Origin of the sequence: Streptomyces sp. NBC_00094 (assembly GCF_026343125.1) — a bacterium.
GTDB lineage: Bacteria > Actinomycetota > Actinomycetes > Streptomycetales > Streptomycetaceae > Streptomyces.
This window is the reverse complement of record NZ_JAPEMB010000001.1, coordinates 1,099,998-1,118,686: the sequence shown is the minus strand read 5'-3', so window position 1 is coordinate 1,118,686 and position 18,689 is coordinate 1,099,998. Positions and strand designations below refer to the sequence as shown.

Genomic DNA, 18,689 nt, shown 5'->3' with positions numbered 1-18,689 from the left:
CTATTTCCCGCTACCTTCCGGTAAACGTTCACAGTGCCGCCATGGACGCCATGGATCGCGACCCCTCGGCCACCCCGAGGGCGCTCGCCACCGAAGCCGTGCACGCCGGCCGCGAGGACCTCGCCACGCTCGGTCTGCACGCCCCGCCGATCGACCTGTCCACCACCTACCCCTCGTACGACGCCCGGGCCGAGGCCGCCCGCATCGACGAGTTCGCCACCACGGGTGCCCGGCTCGACGGTCCGCCCGTCTACGCCCGGCTCGACAACCCCACGGTGGCCCGCTTCGAGGAGGCCCTCGCCCGCCTGGAGGGCGCCGAGTCCGCCGTGGCCTTCGCCAGCGGCATGGCGGCGCTCACCGCCGTCCTGCTCGCCCGGGCGAGCCAGGGCCTGCGCCACGTGGTCGCGGTCCGCCCGCTGTACGGGTGCAGCGACCACCTCCTGGACGCGGGACTTCTCGGCACCGAGGTGACCTGGACCGACCCGGCGGGCATCGCCGACGCGATACGCCCCGACACCGGGCTCGTCATGGTCGAGACGCCGGCGAACCCGACCCTCGCCGAGGCCGACATCCGGGCCATCGCCCACTCCTGCGGCTCCGTGCCGCTCCTGGTCGACAACACCTTCGCCACGCCGGTCCTCCAGCGGCCCGTCGAGCTGGGCGCGCGGATCGTGCTGCACAGCGCGACGAAGTACCTCGGCGGACACGGCGACGTCATGGGCGGGATCGTGGCCTGCGACGAGGCGTTCGCGCGTACCCTCCGCCAGGTCCGCTTCGCCACCGGCGGGGTGCTGCACCCGCTCGCCGGCTATCTGCTGCTGCGCGGCCTCTCCACCCTGCCGGTACGGGTGCGGGCGGCGTCCGGCACGGCCGCGGAGCTCGTCCGGCGGCTCGCCACCGACCCCCGGATCGCCCGCGTCCACTACCCGCGGATCGGCGGCGCGATGATCGCCTTCGAGGTGTACGGGGACCCGCACGACGTGATCGCCGGAGTCCGGCTGATCACCCCGGCGGTCAGCCTCGGCAGCGTCGACACCCTCATCCAGCACCCGGCCTCCATCAGCCACCGGATCGTGGCCGAGGGAGACCGTCGCTCGTCGGGCGTGAGCGACCGGCTGCTGCGCATGTCGGTCGGTCTGGAGGACGTCGAGGACCTGTGGCGGGACCTCACGCAGGCGCTCAGCGCTCCGCCGGCCGGACCTCTCCATGCGGCAGCGACTGCGGGCGAGGGCTCCGGCGCGGTGCTGCGGCCAGTCGCGCCGTGATGACGAGGGTGCCCTCCTCGATCTGGTAGTCGAGGGGGAGGTTCAGCGCCCGCATGGCGGCCACCATCCCGGTGTTGGACGACTGGGTCACGGCGTACACGCTCTCGCAGCCGGCCTCCTCGGCCATCGCCACCAGCCGGCCGAGGAGCTCGGATCCGATGCCGCGCCGCTGCCAGTCGTCCTCGACCATCAGGGCGACCTCGGTCTCGTCGCCGTCCCACAGTAGGTGGCCGAGGGCGACGAGCCGGCCGGAGGTCGTCTGCACGGCGAGCGTCCGTCCGAAGCGCGGGCTGAGCAGATGGCCGAGGTAGCGGTCGGCGTCGCCGACCGGGCCGTGGTACCGCAGGCCCAGGGTGCGGGCCGAGCAGCGGTCGTGCATGGCCCGTGCGGCGGTCAGGTCGCGCTGGTCGGCGCGGCGGACGGTGATCTCGTTGCCCTCCGGCAGGGTCAGCACGTCCTGGCTGTGCGGGACGCGCGGCCCGAGCCGGGCGTCGAGCTCCACCAGTGCGCGGGCGCGGGCGAACTCGGTCGGGGTGAAGGGGAGATAGGGCCGCTCGACGATGAGCGTGCCGCCGTGGGGGTCGCGCAGCCGCATCACCGTCTCCTCCAGGACCCCTTCGACCGGGGCCTGTTCACCGGTGGGACGACCGGTGAGCGAGAGGGCGGGCACGGAGTGGAGGGTGCAGCGGCCGAGGAGCTGGCGCAGCGCGAGCGGGAGTTCGGCGGCGTCGAGCGCGGTACGGGTGGCCAGGCCGAGGACCCGGGTCGGCGTGTCGACCAGGTCGTGGGCGTCGGCCCGCTCGGTCCAGGTGTCGCGGCCGCCGGCCGCCGCGATCTCGCGGGCGAGGGCCTGGGCGGAGAGGTCGGCGGGGGCGCGCAGCAGGAACTCGTCGACCGTGCCCCGGGCGAGCGGGTGGGTCTGGAGGGTCAGGATGTCCACGCCCAGGCGGGCGAGGACCGTGCAGAGGGCGGCCAGGCTGCCCGGGGTGTCCCGGACGGTGGTCCGCATCCGCCAGAGCACGGTCTCGACGGCCGGGCGCTCGGTCTCGTCCGGTCCGCTCCCCGCGCCGGACGACGGAGCCGTGGTGGAGCGCCCGCCGGTGTCACCCCCCGTCACGTCCGAGGGGGGCGCATGGCTGGCATGACTGTGCCTCCGCGCCCACCAGGTGTGGAAGGCGGCGGTGGCGACCAGCGCGATCGCCGAGAACACCAGGAGGTACTGGCCGTCGGGGCCCTTGACGATGGTCTTGGCGATCGTGTCGGCCACCACCACGGCGGTGAACAGGGCGGCGAGCTCGATCAGGTCGTGCCGCCAGTGGTGGGGGCGGCGGGTGCTCTTCGAAGACGTCACATCGGTCATGGCTTCACTGTGACCCAGCGGTGTTGCGTGATCACGAACGTTTTGTGACTGACGGGTTAAGCGCCGATCTGGTCCCCTAGAGACCGATTCAGACCGTTTGGGTCACAGTCTGATCGGTCCCCGGACCGGACCTCTGATCGGCGCTCGCCCAGCCCCCTAGGGCCTGTCCGGCGGATCATGGCCTAGCCGAGTGCCGCCAGCAGCCGCTTCGCCTGGACGACCAGCTGTGAGGAGCCCTTCGCCGAGGCCACGCCGGCGAGCCCGGGGAGCTCACCCCGCGCCCCGCACCGCTCCACGCAGTCGGCCGCCACCGCGAGCACCTCGCCGAGCCCGCGCACCGGCGGCGCGGCACTCAGCAGTCCGGGCAGCGCCGCCCCGAGCACCGCCCAGACCGTCGCGTACGCCCCCGTGGCCGCCGCCGTCCGGACCGCGTCCGCCAGCCGGTTCGGCTTGACCACCCCCTCGGTGACTAGCCACCCCAGCTCCTCGCCCACCTGGCGCGCGTCCAGATCACCCCGGGACGCGAGCACGAGCAGCGCGTCCACGGCCCGCAGCCGGTCGTCGGCGTCCCCGTAGCCCATGCCGAGGGCGAGGGCGAGGGCGATGGCCCGGCCGACCCGGCCCTCCGCCTCGGCGAGCCCCGTCAGCGGTCCCGTCGTGTCCTGCGAGCCGCCCGCCCGCGCCAGCGACGGCACGATAAGGGCCGCGAGCACCTCGCGGTCGGACGGCAGGATCGAGGTCCAGTGCCCCTCGGCGGAGATCCAGTGGTAGCAGCGACGGGGCGCCGTCTCCAGCGTGCCGCCCAGCCACCGGAAAGCGGGCGGGAACTCCTCCCGCACCACGGCCCGGTCGGCGAGTTCGACCACCACCCGCTGGTGGACGTACCACCTCTCCAGCGTCCGGTCCTCCTCCCGCGCGAGGAACCGCACGGTCGCCGCCGGCGGCTCGTCCGTCCGCAGCCACGCGGCGAGTCGCCGACCGGCGACGGTGCCGAGAGCCGACGCCTCCTCTTCCGCCCGCTCGACGTCGGGGCCGGTCCGCAGGACCCGCAGCAGCGCCTGGGCCAGATCGGCGGGGGCGGGTTCGACGCCCGCGTCCCGGTAGGCGCGCAGTCGCCCGACGAGCACCTGAGGATCGATGCCGCCGGTGCTCACGGTCGGCGAGGCGAGCAGGAAGGGCAGCGCGTCCGTGCCGATCAGAGCGGCGGCCTCCCACAGTCGCGCGTGCACGATGCCCGTCAGCACCTCGTGGAAGCAGGCCGTGCTCTCCGGTTCCCGCGCCCGCCGGTCCTCGATCCACGACGGCTCCAGGAGCCCGAGCAATCCCGCGAGCACCGCGTGGAGCCCGCGGAAGTCGTACGTGAAGTGGTACGGCTCCTGCCAGCTCTTGGTGGTGAACGCCTCCCGCACCGCCCGTGTCACCTCGGCCCGGTCCCTGTGCGCGTGCCGCACCAGTCCGTCGAGGGCCCGCTCGAAGCGCACCGGGTCGTCGGAGACCCCCTTCGTGAGCATGTCCTCGACGAGCTCCTCGACCGTGGCCGCCGGGGGCTCGACCCGCTGCGGCTCGGGCACGGGCGGCAGGATCTCCTCGTACGGAGCCCCCGGCCCCGTCTCCAGGGCGTCCCCGAACAGCTCCGCGGCGGCCTGGTGGTGCTGCGGGCTCAGCAGACCGGCCTGACCGGCCAGCTCCCGCCGTACAGAGGCGTCCACGGCGGCCAGATGACGGCCCACCAGCTTCAGCGCCCGCCCTTGGAGCTCGGTGTCCTCGTTCCCGAAGACCTCCGCCACCGCGGGCAGCAGCTCGGCCGCCGCGCCGGGGTCCCGCGCCAGCGCCTTGCCGACCAGCGTCAACTGGGCCCGCACCAGTTTCTTCTCGGTCCGGAAGAGCACCGCACTCGTCATCTCGGACAGCATCGCGGTCGGCAGCGCCCCGTCCGCAGCCAGCCCCGCCAGCACCTCCTGCGCGTACCCCGCGATCGGCGACGGCGTGTCCGCCGTCATCCCGACCAGGTCGGGGATCCGCTCCCGGAACTCCTCCGCGGTCGGCTCGACCAGTCGCAGCACCTCCATCGGGAACCGCAGGTCGCGGGGGCGACCGCCCCGCAACAGCCGGGAGACGGCGGCGCCCAGCACCTCCGCCCGGTCCAGCAGGCCCTCCCCGACGAGCGTCGCGACCGCCGTGGGCCAGTGCGCATGGGGGGCCTCGGTGACCGTCCAGGTCAACTGGTCGGGGCTCTCCGCCATCGACAGGGCGTGGAGCACCAGGACCGGCGTCTGCGGGTCCTCCCGCAGCCGCTCCAGGAGCTCGGGGCCCTCGAACGACAGCCGCCAGCGACTGCCGGCGCGGAACTGCCACGCCCAGCCCAGGACGTAGCCGTCGGTCGCCGGCACCGCGCAACCGGACCGCTCCACCATCCCGCGGATCAGCTCGTAACTGTGCTCCGCCACGGCCGGCCGCGCGGCGAGCCGGCCCGCCACGTCGGCCAGCCACTCCGGAGACCGGTCGGACACCGCCCGGAGCGCCGGGCCGCAGCCCTCCGAGCGCCAGGGCACCAGGTCACGACCGCCGAGCCAGGTCGCCGCCGCCGAGGCCCCCGCGTGGCAGCCGGCCCCCGCGACGTACAGCGCGCGCTGTGCGTCGGCCGCCTCACGCGGGCGCTTCGTCTCCCAGCCCCGCACCTCGGTGCGCAGCGACTTCAGCTTCGCGACGGCCGTGCTCCGCTCCGCCGCTCCCAGTCCCTCCAGCAGCGCGGGCACGTCGTCGGCGCGCCCGCCGCGCACCGCCTCGATCAGCTTCTCGATCCCCACGGACTGCCCTTCCCCCTCGACCTTCGTCGTCCCCACGGCCTTCTCCGTCCCTCGCGTCACTGCCCTGCCCCCATGTTCCGCTCCTCCGCCTCGCGCCCCGTCACCGGCCCGCTCCCGGCACGGCCCACTCCGGTGCCTCCGGGTCCGCCCCCGGTTCCGTGACCGTCGCGCCCCGGCGAACCATCCGCACCGCCAGCGCGTGCTTGCACGGCCCCCGCCGGCCCCGGTGGTCCGCCCACCACCGGCACGTACAGCTCAACGCGCCGGCCGACTCCCGCACCCGGTAGCGCCGTTCGCCCGAGGCCACCGTCGCCAGCTCCCCTTCGAGCTCCACCGCGCCCTCCGCGACCAGCCGGCGCGCGCTCACCAGACGCGGGTTGTGGCGCTCCGCGCGGTCCGCGTCGTACGGCAGCTCCCTATGGAAGTAGGCCGCCTCCGCGACGTCGTACCCCACGCGCCCCGCCGTACCCAGCCGGGTCAGCGCCCCGCGCACCCGGTCGACCGTGAGCCCGGCCTGCTCCGCGAGGTCCGCCAGGTCGATCCGCGGCTCCCACGCCAGCAGCACGGCCACCAGCTCGGCGTCCTGCGCCGCCTCCTCCGTGGCCAGCGCCTCCAGGACCCCGCCCTCCCCGGAGAAGCCCCGAGCCGGGTCGGGCGACAGCGTCAGCGTGAGCCGCATCCCCGGCAGGACCACCTCCCAGGCGCTCGCCGTGGCCGCGCCGTCCGGCACCGGCCCGTACACCCGCAGCCCCGTCGCGTACCGCAGCACCCGCTCCAGCGCGACCAGCCGCTCGGGACCCGGCAGGCACACCGCCCCCGGACCCGGCCGCGTCGTCGGACGCAGGGTCCGGCCGGACGGGACGATCCACAGCGGCCCGCGCCCCCGCGCCCCCGTGCGCGGCAGGGACCGCAGGAAGCGGACGGACTCCGACCCGGTCAGCTCGGCCCGGAGGTCGAACCGGGCCGACGCGACCTGCGCCTCGGCGAAGCCCCGCAGCCACCGGTCCGGCAACGGGACCTTCTTCTCCACGACCGCCCCCGCGAGGGTGGTCACCGCCATCTCCTCGGGGCCGACCCGCAGGTGCAGCGGATCGTCCCCGACCATCCGCGACAGCGCCTCGCGCAGCGGGTCGTTGACGTCCACATTGGTCGTGCCGTGGCCCGTCTCCGCGCCGCCGAGCCCTTCCTCCAGCACGTCCAGACGCGCGTACACCCCGCCGCAGCCGGAGAAGGACTCGAACCGCAGCCGGTCCCCGTTCCCGGTCACGACCGGGTCCAGCGAACCGGTCCGCACCCGCTGGTGGTACCGGGCCGCCGCCACGTCGGCGACCGCGAGCAGACCGCGGGCGGCGACCTGCGGCGCCGCCAGGAAGCCGGAGAAGAACCGGGGATGCGCCTCCGCGCCCCGGGGCGTGAGACCCCCCGCCGTCTCCAGCCCGAGCAGCCGCCCGGAGTGTGTGGACTCCAACGCGGAAGAGCGTGCGTAGGCGAGCGCCTGTACGGATCGGGTCATGGGAGAACGGTAGGACCCGCCACTGACAATGACCGGGGGAGGTCCTCCGTACCACCTCTGACCAGGAATTACTGCCCGACGAGCCCCGGCTGCAGCACCGTGCTGAACAGCACCGAGCCGCCCTCGGCCCGCAGCCGCACCGTCAGCTCGCCGCTGCCCCCGTCGATGTCGACCTCGCCGAAGTACTGCGGGCTCTCCATCGGCGACAGGTTCGCCCGCTCCGGCGCCCGGACGAAGACCCGCTCCGGACCGAAGGTCGCGTCCAGCGCGTTCGCGGGGAACCCGCCCGCGGCCAGCGGCCCGGACACGAACTCCCAGAAGGGCGCGAAGTCCTGGAAGGCCGCCCGCTCGGGCGCGTAGTGCTGCGCCGACGTGTAGTGCACGTCCGCCGTCAGCCACACCGTGCCGGTGATCCTTCGGTGCTTCACGAACCGCAGCAGCTCCGCGATCTGGAGCTCCCGGCCCAGCGGCGCGCCCGGGTCGCCCTGCGCGACCGCCTCGAAGTTCGCCGAGCCGTCGGGCACGACCAGGCCGAGCGGCATGTCCGCCGCGAGCACCTTCCACACCGCCGTGGACGCGGCCAGCTCCCGCTTCAGCCAGGCGAGCTGCTCCGCCCCGAGGATGCCGTTGGTGTCGTCGGCCTGCCGGCCGGGGGAGTTGGCGTTCCGGTACGAGCGCATGTCGAGCACGAACACGTCGAGCAGAGGCCCGTACCGCACCACCCGGTGCATACGACCCGCACGCGCGCTCCCGCCCGCGCCTACGCCCGCGCTCCCGCGCGCGTGAAGGGTGGACACCGGCGTGTACTCGCCGAAGGCACGCAGCGCACGGGCCGCGAGGACGTCCACGTCCTTCTCCGCGTACCGCGCGTCGTCCAGGATCTGGCCCGGGTACCAGTTGTTGCGCACCTCGTGGTCGTCCCACTGCACCACCGACGGCACCTGCGCGTTGAACGCCCGGACGTTGTGGTCGAGGAGGTTGTACCGGAAGTTGCCCCGGTACTCGTCGAGCGTCTCCGCGACCTTCGACTTCTCCGGCGTCGTGACGTTCCGCCAGATCCGCCCGTCGGGCAGCGTCACGCTCGGCTGGATCACCCCGTCCGCGTAGACCGAGTCCCCGCTGCACAGGAAGAAGTCCGGGTCGAGACGGCGCATCTCCTCGTACGCGCGGAAGCCGCCGATGTCCGGGTTGATGCCCCAGCCCTGGCCCGCGACGTCCCCCGACCACAGGAAGCGGACGCCGTTCCCGCGCCGCTCCGGGGCCGTACGGAAGGTGCCGACCACCGGCTCGCCCGTCCGGCGCGGGTCGTCCGGGTCCGCGAGCGTGACCCGGTAGTGGATCTGCTCGCCGGCCGGCAGCCCGCGCAGCGCGGTCGTGCCCGTGAAGTCGCTGCCCGCGCCGATCAGCGGCCCGTGGTGCCGGCGTACCCGCCGGAACGACTCGCTCGCCGAGGTCTCGACGACCATGCGCGCCGGCCGGTCCGACCGCACCCACACGAGGCCCGAGGAGGCCGTGACATCGCCCGTCTGGACACCCCAGCTGGCCCGCGGCCGCCCCGAGAGCGCGAACGCCGGGGCCGCCAGGCCGGCGCCGCCGAGCGTGAGGGCGGCCGAGGCGGCCAGCGACCCGCGCAGCAGGGCGCGCCGCGCGGGGGAGGGGGAGGGAGGGGAGCCGGGCACGGAGTGGGACATGGAAGAACCTCCGAAAGCGTGTCCGGGCGCGGGAGTCGCGCCGCCGCACCCTGCCTAACGGCAGGGAGCGGCGCCCACACCAACCCCGCGTGAACAGATCGGGCCCGGCGGATCCGGCGGCCCCACCACCGCCGTCACTCCCCGCCCACCGCCTCCGCCACCAGCCGGATGCCCCGCGCGATGACCGAGGGCGCCAGATGCGCGTACCCGACGACCAGCCGTACGTCCCCGTCGGCGGGCCGCGCCGTGCCGTAGTCCTCCAAGGGCCGCAGCGCCACCCCGGCCTCCGCGGCCCGCGCCAGGAACCGCTCGGGAGGCCCGAAGCGCCCCGGCACGCGCGCGATGACGTGCAGCCCGGCCGCGATCCCGCTCACCCGGGTGCCGGGCAGATGCGCGTCGAGGGCGGTGAGCAGCGCGTCCCGCCGCTCCCGGTAGGCGCGCTGGCAGCGCCGCAACTGCCGGTCGTACCCGCCCCGCGTCACGAACTCCGCGAGCACGGCCTGGTCGAGTACGGGATTGCCGAGGTCCATCGTCCGCTTGCGCTCCACGACCTCGCCGAGCAGCGCGCCCGGGACGAGCATCCAGCCGAGCCGCAGTCCGGGCGCCAGGGACTTGCTGACCGTGCCCGCGTAGGCGACCCGCTCCGGATCGAGCCCCTGCAGCGCGCCGACCGGGGCCCGGTCGTACCGGAAGTCGCCGTCGTAGTCGTCCTCCAGGACGTACCCGTCCACCGTCCGCGCCCAGTCGAGGAGCGCCGCGCGACGCTCCGCCGACCAGCTGATCCCGGACGGGAACTGGTGCGAGGGCGTCACGACCACCGCGCGCACCCCCGAGTCGGCGAGCGGCCCGGGCCGCAGGCCCTCCTCGTCCAGCGGCAGCCACACCGTGTCCATGCCGGTCGAGGCGAACAGCCGGCCGTGCTCCGGGCTGCCCGGATCCTCGATGCCGACCGACCGCAGGCCGCGCGCCCGCAGGACGAAGCCCAGCAGCGTCGACGCCTGCGCCACACCCGAACAGACCACGAGCCGCTCGGGATCGGCCACCACACCCCGCCGCCGCGCCAGCATCCCGGCCAGCGCCTCGCGCAGCTCGGGCAGCCCGCGCGGGTCCGGGTAGCCGAGCGCCGGGTGGGGGAGCCGCGCCATGACGGACCGCTGGGCCGCCGCCCAGGCGGCGCGCGGGAACAGCGACAGGTCCGGCGTCCCCGGATGGAAGTCCACCCGGACCCCGGGCGCCCCGGGGGCCAGGTCGCGGGCCCCGCGCACGGCCGACCGCGCCGCACCGCCCACCCACGTCCCCGCGCCCCGGTCGCTGCGCAGGTATCCCTCGGCGGTGAGCTGCTCGTACGCCTCGGTGACGAGGCCCCGCGAGACGCCCAGATCGGCCGCGAGCTCCCGGCTCGACGGCAGCCGGGTCCCCGCCGTCAGCCGCCCCGAACGGACCGCGTCCCGCAGCGCCTCCTGGAGGGCCCGGCCCCGTCGCCGGGCCGGTGCGGCGACCGCCGGGAGCAGCAGCTCCCAGGCGGGCTGCCCGTGCGGTCCTGCGGTCGGCGGGTCCCCCTCCGCCGCGCTGCCACGGGTCTCATCCGTCCGACCCGCCCAGGGCGATGACACGTCCGCCTCACGATCCTGTTCCTGATTCCAAGGTGCCGAGTTTCCAGGGGCCGAATGCCCGGGGTCCGAGGTCACAGCGGCTGGTCCGGCCAGTCCAGGAGTCTGGCGCCGACGACGGCCGTCTGGAGCGTGTAGCGCTGGACCGGGTCGCCGGGGTCCGCGCCGGTGAGGCGGTGGATGCGGTCGAGGCGGTACGTGATGGCCCGCACGCTGAGGTTGAGGCGACGGGCCGCCTGCGCGGTGACGCAGCCGGTGTCGAAGTACGCCGCGAGCGTGTCGAGGAGGGGCTTCGCGCCGCCGCGCGCCTGCTGGAGCGGGCCGAGCGCGGTGCGTACGAGATCGGCCATGGCCTGCCGGTCGCGGGCGAGGACGGGATAGACGAGGAGGTCCGCGGCGCGCAGGACGGGCTCGCCCATGCCCATGCGGGCCGCGAGGTCGAGCGCGTTGAGGGCCTCCTCGTAGGAGTGGACGACGCCGCCGGCGCCCGGGTGGGCACGGCCGATCGCGACCTGCCCGCCCGTCGCCGCGTACGCCTGCTCGGCGAAGTGGGTGAGGACCTCCGGTTCGTCCTCCGGCGCGACGCAGATCAGCCGCCCGGTCCGGGTGGTGAGCAGGATGCGGCGGTCGCCGAAGCGGGCGAGCAGCGAGGACTCGACGGTCCGCGTGACCGCGCAGCCGTCGTCGTACGGCTCCGGGCCCTGGGCCACCGCCACGGCATGGGCGTGGGACAGGAGCAGTCCGAAGCGCACCGCGCGCTCGGCGAGCCTGCCGAGGTCGCTGCGGCCGTAGAGCAGGTCGTCGATGAACTCCCGTCTCGCCGCCTCCTCCTGACGTATCGCCAGCCGCTGCGCCCGCTCGTGCCCCTCGGCGAAGGCGTCGACGGCCTGCTCGACGGCGCTCAGCAGATGGCCGGCGGCGGAGCCCGGCACCCCGGGGAGGACCCGCTGCGCGGCGGAGAGATGGGCGCGGACCAGGGCGCGCAGGCCGATGCCGACCTCCGCGGCCCGTTCCCCACGGGAGCGCAGGGCCGCGCGTTCCTCGCGGGTGAGGTTGCGGCCTGTCACGCACGCGCCCGTCAGGATCTCGGCGTACCCCTCCAGGTACCCCTCGACCCCCTCGTGCTCCTTGACCGTCCCGCTCTCCGTCACGGCGCCTCCCCCTGCCCGGCGCGCCTTTGACGTGTTCTTGGCGCGCGGAGATCAAGAGTGGCACGCGGGGGAACGCCCGTGCGCCGCCCAACGCTTGACGACGACCGGCGTTTGACGACGACCGGCGCTTGACGATCCCCCGACCGTCGCAGAGCGACCCCTCCGCTACCGGGGCAGGTCGACGCCGATCTCCGGGGAGAGCGCGCGCAGGAAGTCGGGCGCGTCGAAGAGCGCGCCGGCGGAGACGACACCGGTCGCCCTGGTCCGTCCCGTGAGGAGGCGGTCGACCGCCTCCACCGCGAGGGGCGCGGTGACGGCGTAGATGTCCTGGCCGCTCGCCACGGCACGCCGCTCCTCGTCGCCGTTGCGCACCACGACGTCGACGAGGAAGGTCTGCGCGGACCGCCCGCTCTCGTCGACCGCGGCCGGCGTCGGCGAGTCCGGAGCGACCACGTCCTTGGCCGCCTCGACGTTCATGTAGGTCCGCACCTCGGGAATGGCGAGGTGGCTGGGGACGGTCACGACGTCGGCCATCGTGAACTCGCCGATCACGGACCGGACCCCCACCGGCTCGGGGAAGGTCCACTTCAGCGTGGGCGCGGCGTCGGTGCGGTGCTCCAGCCGCCCGTTGCTGAACACCACGCGCCGCCCCTCCCGGCGCTCCCGCGAGACGGTGCCCGCGCTGCGGGTGCCCGCGGTGGGGTGCCAGCTGCTCAGCGCGTACGCGACGTGCGCCTCGTCGGCCGAGGTCCAGTCACCCATCGCCGCGGTGACGAGGAGGTCGCCCAGGCCGCCGAAGAAGGCCATCGCGGGGAGCACCACGGTGCCCGCCGCGGCGGCGCGCTCCGCGAAGTGCGCGAACGTGTCGGCATTGGCCTCGATCTCGGCGGCCACGTCCACGTAGGGGATCCCGGCGCGCAGCGCCGCGTCGATCACCGGGGCGGCGGTCGAGGCGAAGGGCCCGGCGCAGTTGATCACGGCGGCCGTACCGGCGAGGGCGCGGTCCAGCGCGGCCGGGTCGTCGGCGGCGGCCGGCCGGACGTCGAGCCCCTGGTGGGCCTCGGCGAGCTCCCGCAGCTTCCGCTCGTCGCGTCCGGTCAGGACGGGGACGAAGCCCCGCTTGAGCAGCTCCGCCACCACGAAGCGCCCGGTGTGTCCGTAGGCGCCGAAAACCGTTACCACGTGACCTGTCGTCATCGTCTTCTCCCCGTTGCCGCTCTCGAATGTTCAACTGTGTACATCGTGCATGGCGTTGATCGACTCGGGTGAGTGGTGGAAACGACATGGCCCGTGCAATTTCGGACGGACCGGCCGACGGCCCGAAGTGGTCCCCGATGGCGTGAGGAAAGTGGACCTTACACAGGACCGCGCCCCTTCCTAGCGTCGGAACCATGAACGCGAACTCCCTGCGCGGGGTCCTCCTCGTGACCCTCGCCTACGCCCTCGTCGGCGCCTCCTTCACAGCGAACAGCCTGCTCGGCGCCTATCCGTACGCGGGTGGGCAGGCGCTGCGGTACGGAGCCGCCTGTCTGCTCCTGCTCCCGCTGCTGGGCCGCGGCGGCCTCGCCCCGCTCCGGACCCTGACGCTCCGCCACTGGCTCCGGCTCGGCGCGGTCGCCGGCGTCGGCATGGTCGGCTTCAACCTCGCGGTCCTCGCCGCCGAACGGACCGCCGAACCGGCCGTGCCCGGCGTCCTGGTCGGCTGCGCCCCCGTCGTCGTCGCCGTCCTCGTCCCGCTGACCGAGGGCCGCAGGCCCGCCCCCGCTGTCCTGTACGGGGCGCTGCTCGTCGCCGCCGGTGCCTTCACCGTGCAGGGCTGGGGGCGTACGGACCTCGCCGGGATCGGCTGGTCGGTGGCGGCGCTGGCGGGCGAGGTGGGGTTCACCGTGCTCGCCGTACCGGTCCTGCGGCTGCTCGGGCCGAAGCTGCTGACCGCCGCCGTCTGCGGGGTCGGCGCGGTCGAGGCGACGCTCGTCGGCCTCGCCGTGGACGGGGCGGGCTTCGTCCGGACGCCGACGGCCGTGGAGGCGGGTGCCCTGGTCTGGCAGGCGGCCCTGGCCACGGTCGTCGGCTTCGTCCTCTTCTACATGGGCGTCCAGCGGATCGGCATGGAGCGGGCCACCCTCTACACCGGGGCGATCCCGGTCGCGGCCGCGCTGAGCGCCGCCCTGGTCGCGGGCGCCGCCTTCGGCCTCCCGCAGGCGGTCGGCGGCCTCCTGGTGGGCGCCGGCGCTGCCCTGGGCACCGGCCTGTTCACCCGCGCGAGGTCAGCGGCTGCCGTCGAGGATCACGCGGGCGACGAGCGCGGGGTCGTCGTTCATGGGCACGTGCCCGCAGCCGGGCAGCCGCACGAGCCGGGCGTCGGGCAGGGCCTGCTTGGCGCGGACCCCCTGGCGGCGAAGGAGCAGCCGGTCCCCGGTGCCCCAGGCGACGGTGACCGGGACGGCGGGCACGCCCGGGTGGAAGCGCGCGGTCCGGCCCGCGGCCAGGGTCTGGTGGAAGCCGGAGGCCCCGCGCAGCGCGAGGGTCTCGGCGACGACCGCCTCGGGTGAGCGGCGGCCGGGGCGCGCGTAGATGGTGCTGGTGAGCACGGCCCGGCCGGCGGGCGTACGGGACAGCCGCTCGATCACCGGCACGGGCAGCGACAGCGCCGCGCCCCGCATGGCCCGCAACGTCCCGAAGGCGTACCGCCGCTCGCCCTCCGACCAGAAGCCGGCGGGGGAGAGGGCGGTCACCGAGCGCACCAGCTTCTCCCGGCCCAGCTCCAGGGCGAGCAGCCCGCCCAGCGAGTTCCCCGCGACGTGCGGACGGACGACCCCGACGGCCTCGCAGAAGGCGCCGAGTACCGAGGTCACGGTGGGGAGGTCGTAGGGACAGCCCTCCGGAAGCCCGTCCGAGGCGCCGAACCCCGGCAGGTCGACGGCGATGACGTCGCGCTCGGTGGCGAGGACGTCGAGCACCGGCTCCCAGGCCTGCCAGTGGTGCCCGATGCCGTGGAGCAGCAGCAGCGGTTCTCCCGCGCCCCTCCGCTCGTACGCCAGGGACACCGTGCGGGGGCCCGCCGGGGTCTCGGTCGTGAACGCGATCCGTGCGGGCATTCCGGCTCCCTGGAGTTCCTTAGACGACTCGTCAGCAAGAATTACCGCTCAGTAGCGCCCAGTTCAAGAGCGGAGGCCGAAACTGGACAGGGCGGCGGTGGTCGGCTGGGATGGTCCGGTGCCCACCGATACGCCGACCACGCAGACCGACACGCCGAACGAGGCCGTGACCGACACGCCGACCGGCGCTGTGACCGACACGCCGACCGGCGCCGTGACCGACACCCTGACCGACCTGTTCGAGGAGCACCGCCGGATGCTCCTCGGCGTCGCGTACCGGATGCTCGGCCGCGCCGCCGACGCCGAGGACGTCGTCCAGGAGGCCTGGTTCCGCTGGACCGCCGAGGACCGCGCCGCCGTCCGCGAGCCGCGCGCCTTCCTCGTCCGGATCACCACCCGGCTCGCCATCGACCGGCTGCGCCAGGCGCAGGCGCGCCGCGAGTCCTATGTCGGCCCCTGGCTGCCCGAGCCCGTCGTCACCGACTTCGGGCCGACCGCACCCGACACCGCCGAGCGCGCCCTGCTCGCCGACTCCGTCTCGCTCGCCGTCCTCGTCGTCCTCGAATCCCTCTCGCCCCTGGAGCGGGCGGTCTTCGTGCTCCGTGAGGCGTTCGGCTTCCCGTTCGGGGAGATCGCCACCGCGCTCGACCGCTCCGAGGCCGCCGTGCGCCAGCTCGCCGGGCGGGCCCGCCGCCACGTCGACGAGGGCAAGCCGCGCTACGACGTCGACCCGACCGAGCGCCGCGACCTCACCGAGCGCTTCCTCTCCGCCGCGGCCGGCGGCGACCTCGGCGAACTCCTCGCGCTGCTCGCCCCCGACGCGCGTCTCGTCGGGGACAGCGGCGGCAAGGCCAAGGGCCCGCTGCGGGTCATCGACAGCGCGGACAAGATCGGCCGCTTCCTCTGCGGCGTGGCCCGGGGTGCGGATGTCACGTACGACTACCGCTTCGCCGAGCTCAACGGCGGTCCCGCCGTGATCGCCTTCGTGGACGGCACGCCGGACTCGTTCTTCCAGATCGAGATCCAGGACGGGCGCGTCCAGTGCGTCTACCTCATCCGCAACCCCGACAAGCTCCAGGGCCTCGCCGACCTCTGACGATCACCGGGCTCCGGCCCCCGCGTCCGGCCAGGCTTCCCGCCCCGCTTCACGCCCCGCCTCCCGCCCCGGGAGGCGGGGCCTTTTGCTGCGCGGGCCTCACGGGGGCGCGAACGTCCTGTGAACGATCTAGGTCAGAGGGTCACATTCAGGGGCTTTTGCCTGATGATTGGTCTTGACCAAGGGGGTGGCTCGCCTTATGGTCGCAGAGTTAGTGCAGGAACCTTTAATAAACAAGGGCGCGGAAAAACGCCGCGGGACACGGCGAATTGCGGAGGATCAGGGTGGGGACCACGCAGCTGGAATCGGTGCCGGAGCCGAAGTACCAGCACCTCAAGACAGTGATCGGCGAAGCGCTCGACTCGGACTTCGCCGTCGGAGAGATCCTGCCCAACGAGCGGGAGCTCGCGGCACGCTTCGGCGTCGCCCGTGCCACGCTCCGCCAGGCCCTGGAGCAGCTGGAGCTGGAAGGCCGTCTGCAGCGCCGCCGTGGTGTCGGCACCACGGTCGCCCCGCCGCGCGTCGGCGTGGACGTCTCCACCGCCCAGCACGCTTGGCCCGGTGTCGGCGACGAGACCTGGGAGTCCCTGGACTCCTCCGCCGACGTGGCCCCGGCCGCCGTCGCGCGCATCCTGGAGACCGCGGCCGACGAGACGGTGCACATCGTCCGCCGCCTCCGCGTCACCCAGGGCCAGCCGGTCGCCGCCGAACTGCTGTACGTGCCCGCCGCCTCCGTGCCGGGCCTCAGCGCCATCGACGCCCCCGCGGGACCCGCGCGCGCCCGCACGGTGCTGCGCGAGCTCCAGCACCTCGCCCTCGACGGCCAGGACCGCTCCGTGGAGCTCGGCTCGGCCCGCGCCGACGACGCGAAGGAGCTCGACCGCCTGCCGGGCGCGCCCGTCCTCGTCGTGACGACCCGCTACCTCTCCGAGGGGCGTACCGCCGCCGTCTCCGTGGCCACGTACCGCGCCGACACCTGCCGCCTCACCTTCGGCGACTCGGTCGACCTGGTCATGGCTTCCTGACGTCACCCGCCGCTCCGCGCACAACGGCCCGTCGTGGGACCGCCCTTGGCGGTTCAGCGGCGGGCCGTCACCGTTCCGTCGACGGCGAAGAGCTGCTCCTCGACGTGGTCGAGGGCCAGCCGCAGCGCACCCGTCCCCACGGCGGCCTCGCCGAGCAGCGAGAGCACCACGCGCGGCGGACGCAGACAGAAGCGCGCCAGTTCCTCGCGGAGCGGCGGGAGTACGCCGTCGAGTCCGGCCGCCCAGCCGCCGACGACCACGAGCTCGGGGTCGATCGCGAGGACCAGTGCCGCCACGTCGTGCACGAGCCGCTGGATGAACCGCTCCACCGCCGCCTCCGCCCGCGCGTCGCCCTTGCGGGCCAGCGCGAAGACCTCGGCGACGGCCTGCTCGTCCAGCGGGTGCAGCGGCTCGTCCGTCGTCGAGAGCAGATGCTCGGGGGTGACCCCGCGGCCCAGCAGGTGCAGGGCGCCGATCTCGCCGGCCGCCCCGCCGTAGCCCCGGTGCAGTCGGCCGCCGATCAGCGAACCGGCGCCCGGGCTCAGCCCCGCCAGGACGAACACGATGTCGTCGGAGTCGGTCGCCGCACCCTTCCAGTGCTCGGCGACCGCCGCCGCGTTCGCGTCGTTCTCGACGATCACCGGGCAGCGGAAGGAGCGCCGCAGCCGCTCGCCGAGCGCGAGGCCCGTCCAGCCGGGCAGCGCCGTGCCGAGGCGTACCGTGCCGTCGGCCTCCACGATGCCGGGCGTGCCGACGCCGACGGCCCGCAGATTGGACCGGGCGACCCCGGCCCTGCGCAGCACGTCCGCGACGACCGCGCGCACCTTGTCCAGACGCTCGTCCTCGGGGGCCGCCTCCGACACCTCGCGGGACCCGGCGCCGATGATCCGGCCGTCCAGTCCGGAGAGCAGGGCGGCCACGCGGTGCGGGCCGATCTCGATGCCGAGGAGATGGCCGGCCTCCGCGCGGAAGCGGAACCGCCGCGCCGGGCGTCCCTGGCGTCGGGCCTCACCCTCCTCGGGTGCCGACTCGACGACGAGACCGCCTTCCATGAGCCCCTCGACGACCCCCTCGACCGTCGGCCGGGACAGCCCCGTGATCCGGGTCAGGTCCGTGAGCGTGGGCGCGTCGGCGCCACGCAGAGCATGGAGTACCACCGCGGAGTTGATCCGCCGCAACAGGGACGGATCCCCGCCGGTCAGCCGCCCCACTGTGTGTCCTTCCAGCTCGTGCACCTCTTCAGGCGGATGGTACTCAATGGTCCGGGGTGCGGCGACCGCCGCCCCCGGACCATGCGGTCGAGGCCCCCTCCGGCCCGTCTGACACGCCGTCGGCTGTCAGCGCCGGGCGCTTTACCGGCCCCATGACCACGGCCCACCATCTGGCGACGATCGACGCCCTCCGCGCGCGCGGATCGGGCTGGGGATCTCCCGGTGGGGCGAGGAGCTGCCGCTCCAGCTCCTCGCCGTGGTCACGAGGGCGGATCCGCCGTGAGCTCGGAGGGCGCTCCCCAGGGCCTGTCCGGCGGCACCCCCGTCACGGACCGGGCGTCCGCGCGGCCTCCCGGAGCCTGGCGTACTCCTCGGCCATCGTCGCCGCGGTCCAATGGGCGTTGAGGCCGCTCGGATTGGGCAGCGCCCAGACCCGGGTGGCACCGATCACGCGCTCCTGCGGCCCGATGGCGGCCCCGGGCTCGCCGAAGGCCGTGCGGTACGCCGTGACACCCACGACCGCGAGCCAGCGCGGCGCCAGCCGCTCCACCTTCTCCACGAGCAGTCGCCCGCCCTCGCGGTACTCCTCACGGCTCAGCTCGTCGGCCCGCGCGGTCGCCCGCGCCACCACGTTCGTGATCCCGAGCCCGTACGACAGGAGCTCCTCCTGCTCGTCGGGCCGCAGCCGCCTCGGGGTGAACCCGGACAGGTGGAGCACCGGCCAGAACCTGTTGCCCGGCCGGGCGAAGTGGTGGCCCGTCGCCGCCGTCATGAGACCCGGGTTGATCCCGCAGAAGAGCACGGAAAGGCCGCCCGCCACCACGTCGGGAACGACGCGGTCACGAGCGGCCTCCAGCTCCTG

Annotated in this window: 13 protein-coding genes and 1 pseudogene; 4 read left to right on the top strand and 10 right to left on the bottom strand. The window is 74.6% G+C overall.

Features of this window, described 5'->3' with window-relative positions:
- Positions 1-50: 50 nt before the first annotated feature.
- The gene (locus OG580_RS04660; protein WP_267047894.1) at positions 51-1,265 is read left to right on the top strand and encodes a PLP-dependent aspartate aminotransferase family protein; all 1,215 of its coding nucleotides are present in this window, start codon (positions 51-53) and stop codon (positions 1,263-1,265) included.
- Here OG580_RS04660 and OG580_RS04655 read toward each other — a convergent pair.
- The 7 genes from OG580_RS04655 to OG580_RS04625 form a co-directional block, all read right to left on the bottom strand.
- On the bottom strand, positions 1,180-2,625 hold the full coding sequence (locus OG580_RS04655; RefSeq protein WP_267042363.1) for a GNAT family N-acetyltransferase: 1,446 nt from the start codon (positions 2,623-2,625) through the stop codon (positions 1,180-1,182). The two genes, OG580_RS04660 and OG580_RS04655, sit on opposite strands and share 86 nt — an antisense overlap.
- Before the next feature lie 182 nt (positions 2,626-2,807).
- The gene (locus OG580_RS04650; RefSeq protein WP_267042362.1) at positions 2,808-5,468 is read right to left on the bottom strand and encodes a DUF6493 family protein; all 2,661 of its coding nucleotides are present in this window, start codon (positions 5,466-5,468) and stop codon (positions 2,808-2,810) included.
- A gap of 64 nt (positions 5,469-5,532) precedes the next feature.
- Positions 5,533-6,945 carry an SWIM zinc finger domain-containing protein gene (locus tag OG580_RS04645; protein ID WP_267042361.1) on the bottom strand — a complete coding sequence of 471 codons (1,413 nt, stop codon included), beginning with the start codon at positions 6,943-6,945 and terminating at the stop codon, positions 5,533-5,535.
- Positions 6,946-7,013: 68 nt separating this feature from the next.
- On the bottom strand, positions 7,014-8,636 hold the full coding sequence (locus OG580_RS04640) for an alkaline phosphatase (RefSeq protein ID WP_267042360.1): 1,623 nt from the start codon (positions 8,634-8,636) through the stop codon (positions 7,014-7,016).
- Between the two features lie 134 nt (positions 8,637-8,770).
- Entirely contained in the window at positions 8,771-10,150 is a 1,380-nt protein-coding gene (locus tag OG580_RS04635) for a PLP-dependent aminotransferase family protein (RefSeq protein WP_267047893.1), read from the bottom strand.
- Positions 10,151-10,320: 170 nt separating this feature from the next.
- Entirely contained in the window at positions 10,321-11,397 is a 1,077-nt protein-coding gene (locus tag OG580_RS04630) for a CdaR family transcriptional regulator (protein WP_267042359.1), read from the bottom strand.
- Between the two features lie 165 nt (positions 11,398-11,562).
- Positions 11,563-12,594, bottom strand: a complete 1,032-nt coding sequence (locus OG580_RS04625; RefSeq protein ID WP_267042358.1) for a saccharopine dehydrogenase NADP-binding domain-containing protein — start codon at positions 12,592-12,594, stop codon at positions 11,563-11,565.
- A 194-nt stretch (positions 12,595-12,788) separates the two neighbouring features.
- Between OG580_RS04625 and OG580_RS04620 the strand changes: the two are divergent.
- Positions 12,789-13,625: pseudogene (locus tag OG580_RS04620) on the top strand (EamA family transporter); the annotation flags it as partial.
- A gap of 39 nt (positions 13,626-13,664) precedes the next feature.
- Here OG580_RS04620 and OG580_RS04615 read toward each other — a convergent pair.
- Complete coding sequence (locus OG580_RS04615) at positions 13,665-14,495, bottom strand: alpha/beta fold hydrolase (RefSeq protein WP_267042357.1); 831 nt, start codon at positions 14,493-14,495, stop codon at positions 13,665-13,667.
- A 214-nt stretch (positions 14,496-14,709) separates the two neighbouring features.
- Between OG580_RS04615 and OG580_RS04610 the strand changes: the two genes are divergently transcribed.
- Together OG580_RS04610 and OG580_RS04605 are read left to right on the top strand one after the other, a co-directional pair.
- Positions 14,710-15,591 (top strand): RNA polymerase sigma-70 factor, encoded by an 882-nt coding sequence (locus OG580_RS04610; protein WP_267047892.1) that lies wholly within the window; start codon positions 14,710-14,712, stop codon positions 15,589-15,591.
- A gap of 284 nt (positions 15,592-15,875) precedes the next feature.
- The gene (locus OG580_RS04605; RefSeq protein WP_267042356.1) at positions 15,876-16,616 is read left to right on the top strand and encodes a GntR family transcriptional regulator; all 741 of its coding nucleotides are present in this window, start codon (positions 15,876-15,878) and stop codon (positions 16,614-16,616) included.
- Positions 16,617-16,669: 53 nt separating this feature from the next.
- On the opposite strand, the gene OG580_RS04600 is transcribed toward OG580_RS04605, so the two are convergent.
- Complete coding sequence (locus OG580_RS04600; RefSeq protein WP_267042355.1) at positions 16,670-17,827, bottom strand: ROK family transcriptional regulator; 1,158 nt, start codon at positions 17,825-17,827, stop codon at positions 16,670-16,672.
- Between the two features lie 325 nt (positions 17,828-18,152).
- A complete protein-coding gene (gene mug / locus OG580_RS04595; protein ID WP_267042354.1) occupies positions 18,153-18,650 on the bottom strand; it encodes a G/U mismatch-specific DNA glycosylase in 498 nt (165 codons plus the stop codon).
- Between the last annotated feature and the right edge of the window lie 39 nt (positions 18,651-18,689).

Excerpts from the sequence above, each read along its gene's own strand:
- OG580_RS04660 (WP_267047894.1), top strand. The coding sequence starts at position 51 with ATGGATCGCGACCCCTCGGCCACCCCGAGGGCGCTCGCCACCGAAGCC.
- OG580_RS04655 (WP_267042363.1), bottom strand. The coding sequence starts at position 2,625 with ATGACCGATGTGACGTCTTCGAAGAGCACCCGCCGCCCCCACCACTGG.
- OG580_RS04645 (WP_267042361.1), bottom strand. The coding sequence starts at position 6,945 with ATGACCCGATCCGTACAGGCGCTCGCCTACGCACGCTCTTCCGCGTTG.
- OG580_RS04640 (WP_267042360.1), bottom strand. The coding sequence starts at position 8,636 with ATGTCCCACTCCGTGCCCGGCTCCCCTCCCTCCCCCTCCCCCGCGCGG.
- OG580_RS04625 (WP_267042358.1), bottom strand. The coding sequence starts at position 12,594 with ATGACGACAGGTCACGTGGTAACGGTTTTCGGCGCCTACGGACACACC.
- OG580_RS04615 (WP_267042357.1), bottom strand. The coding sequence starts at position 14,495 with ATGCCCGCACGGATCGCGTTCACGACCGAGACCCCGGCGGGCCCCCGC.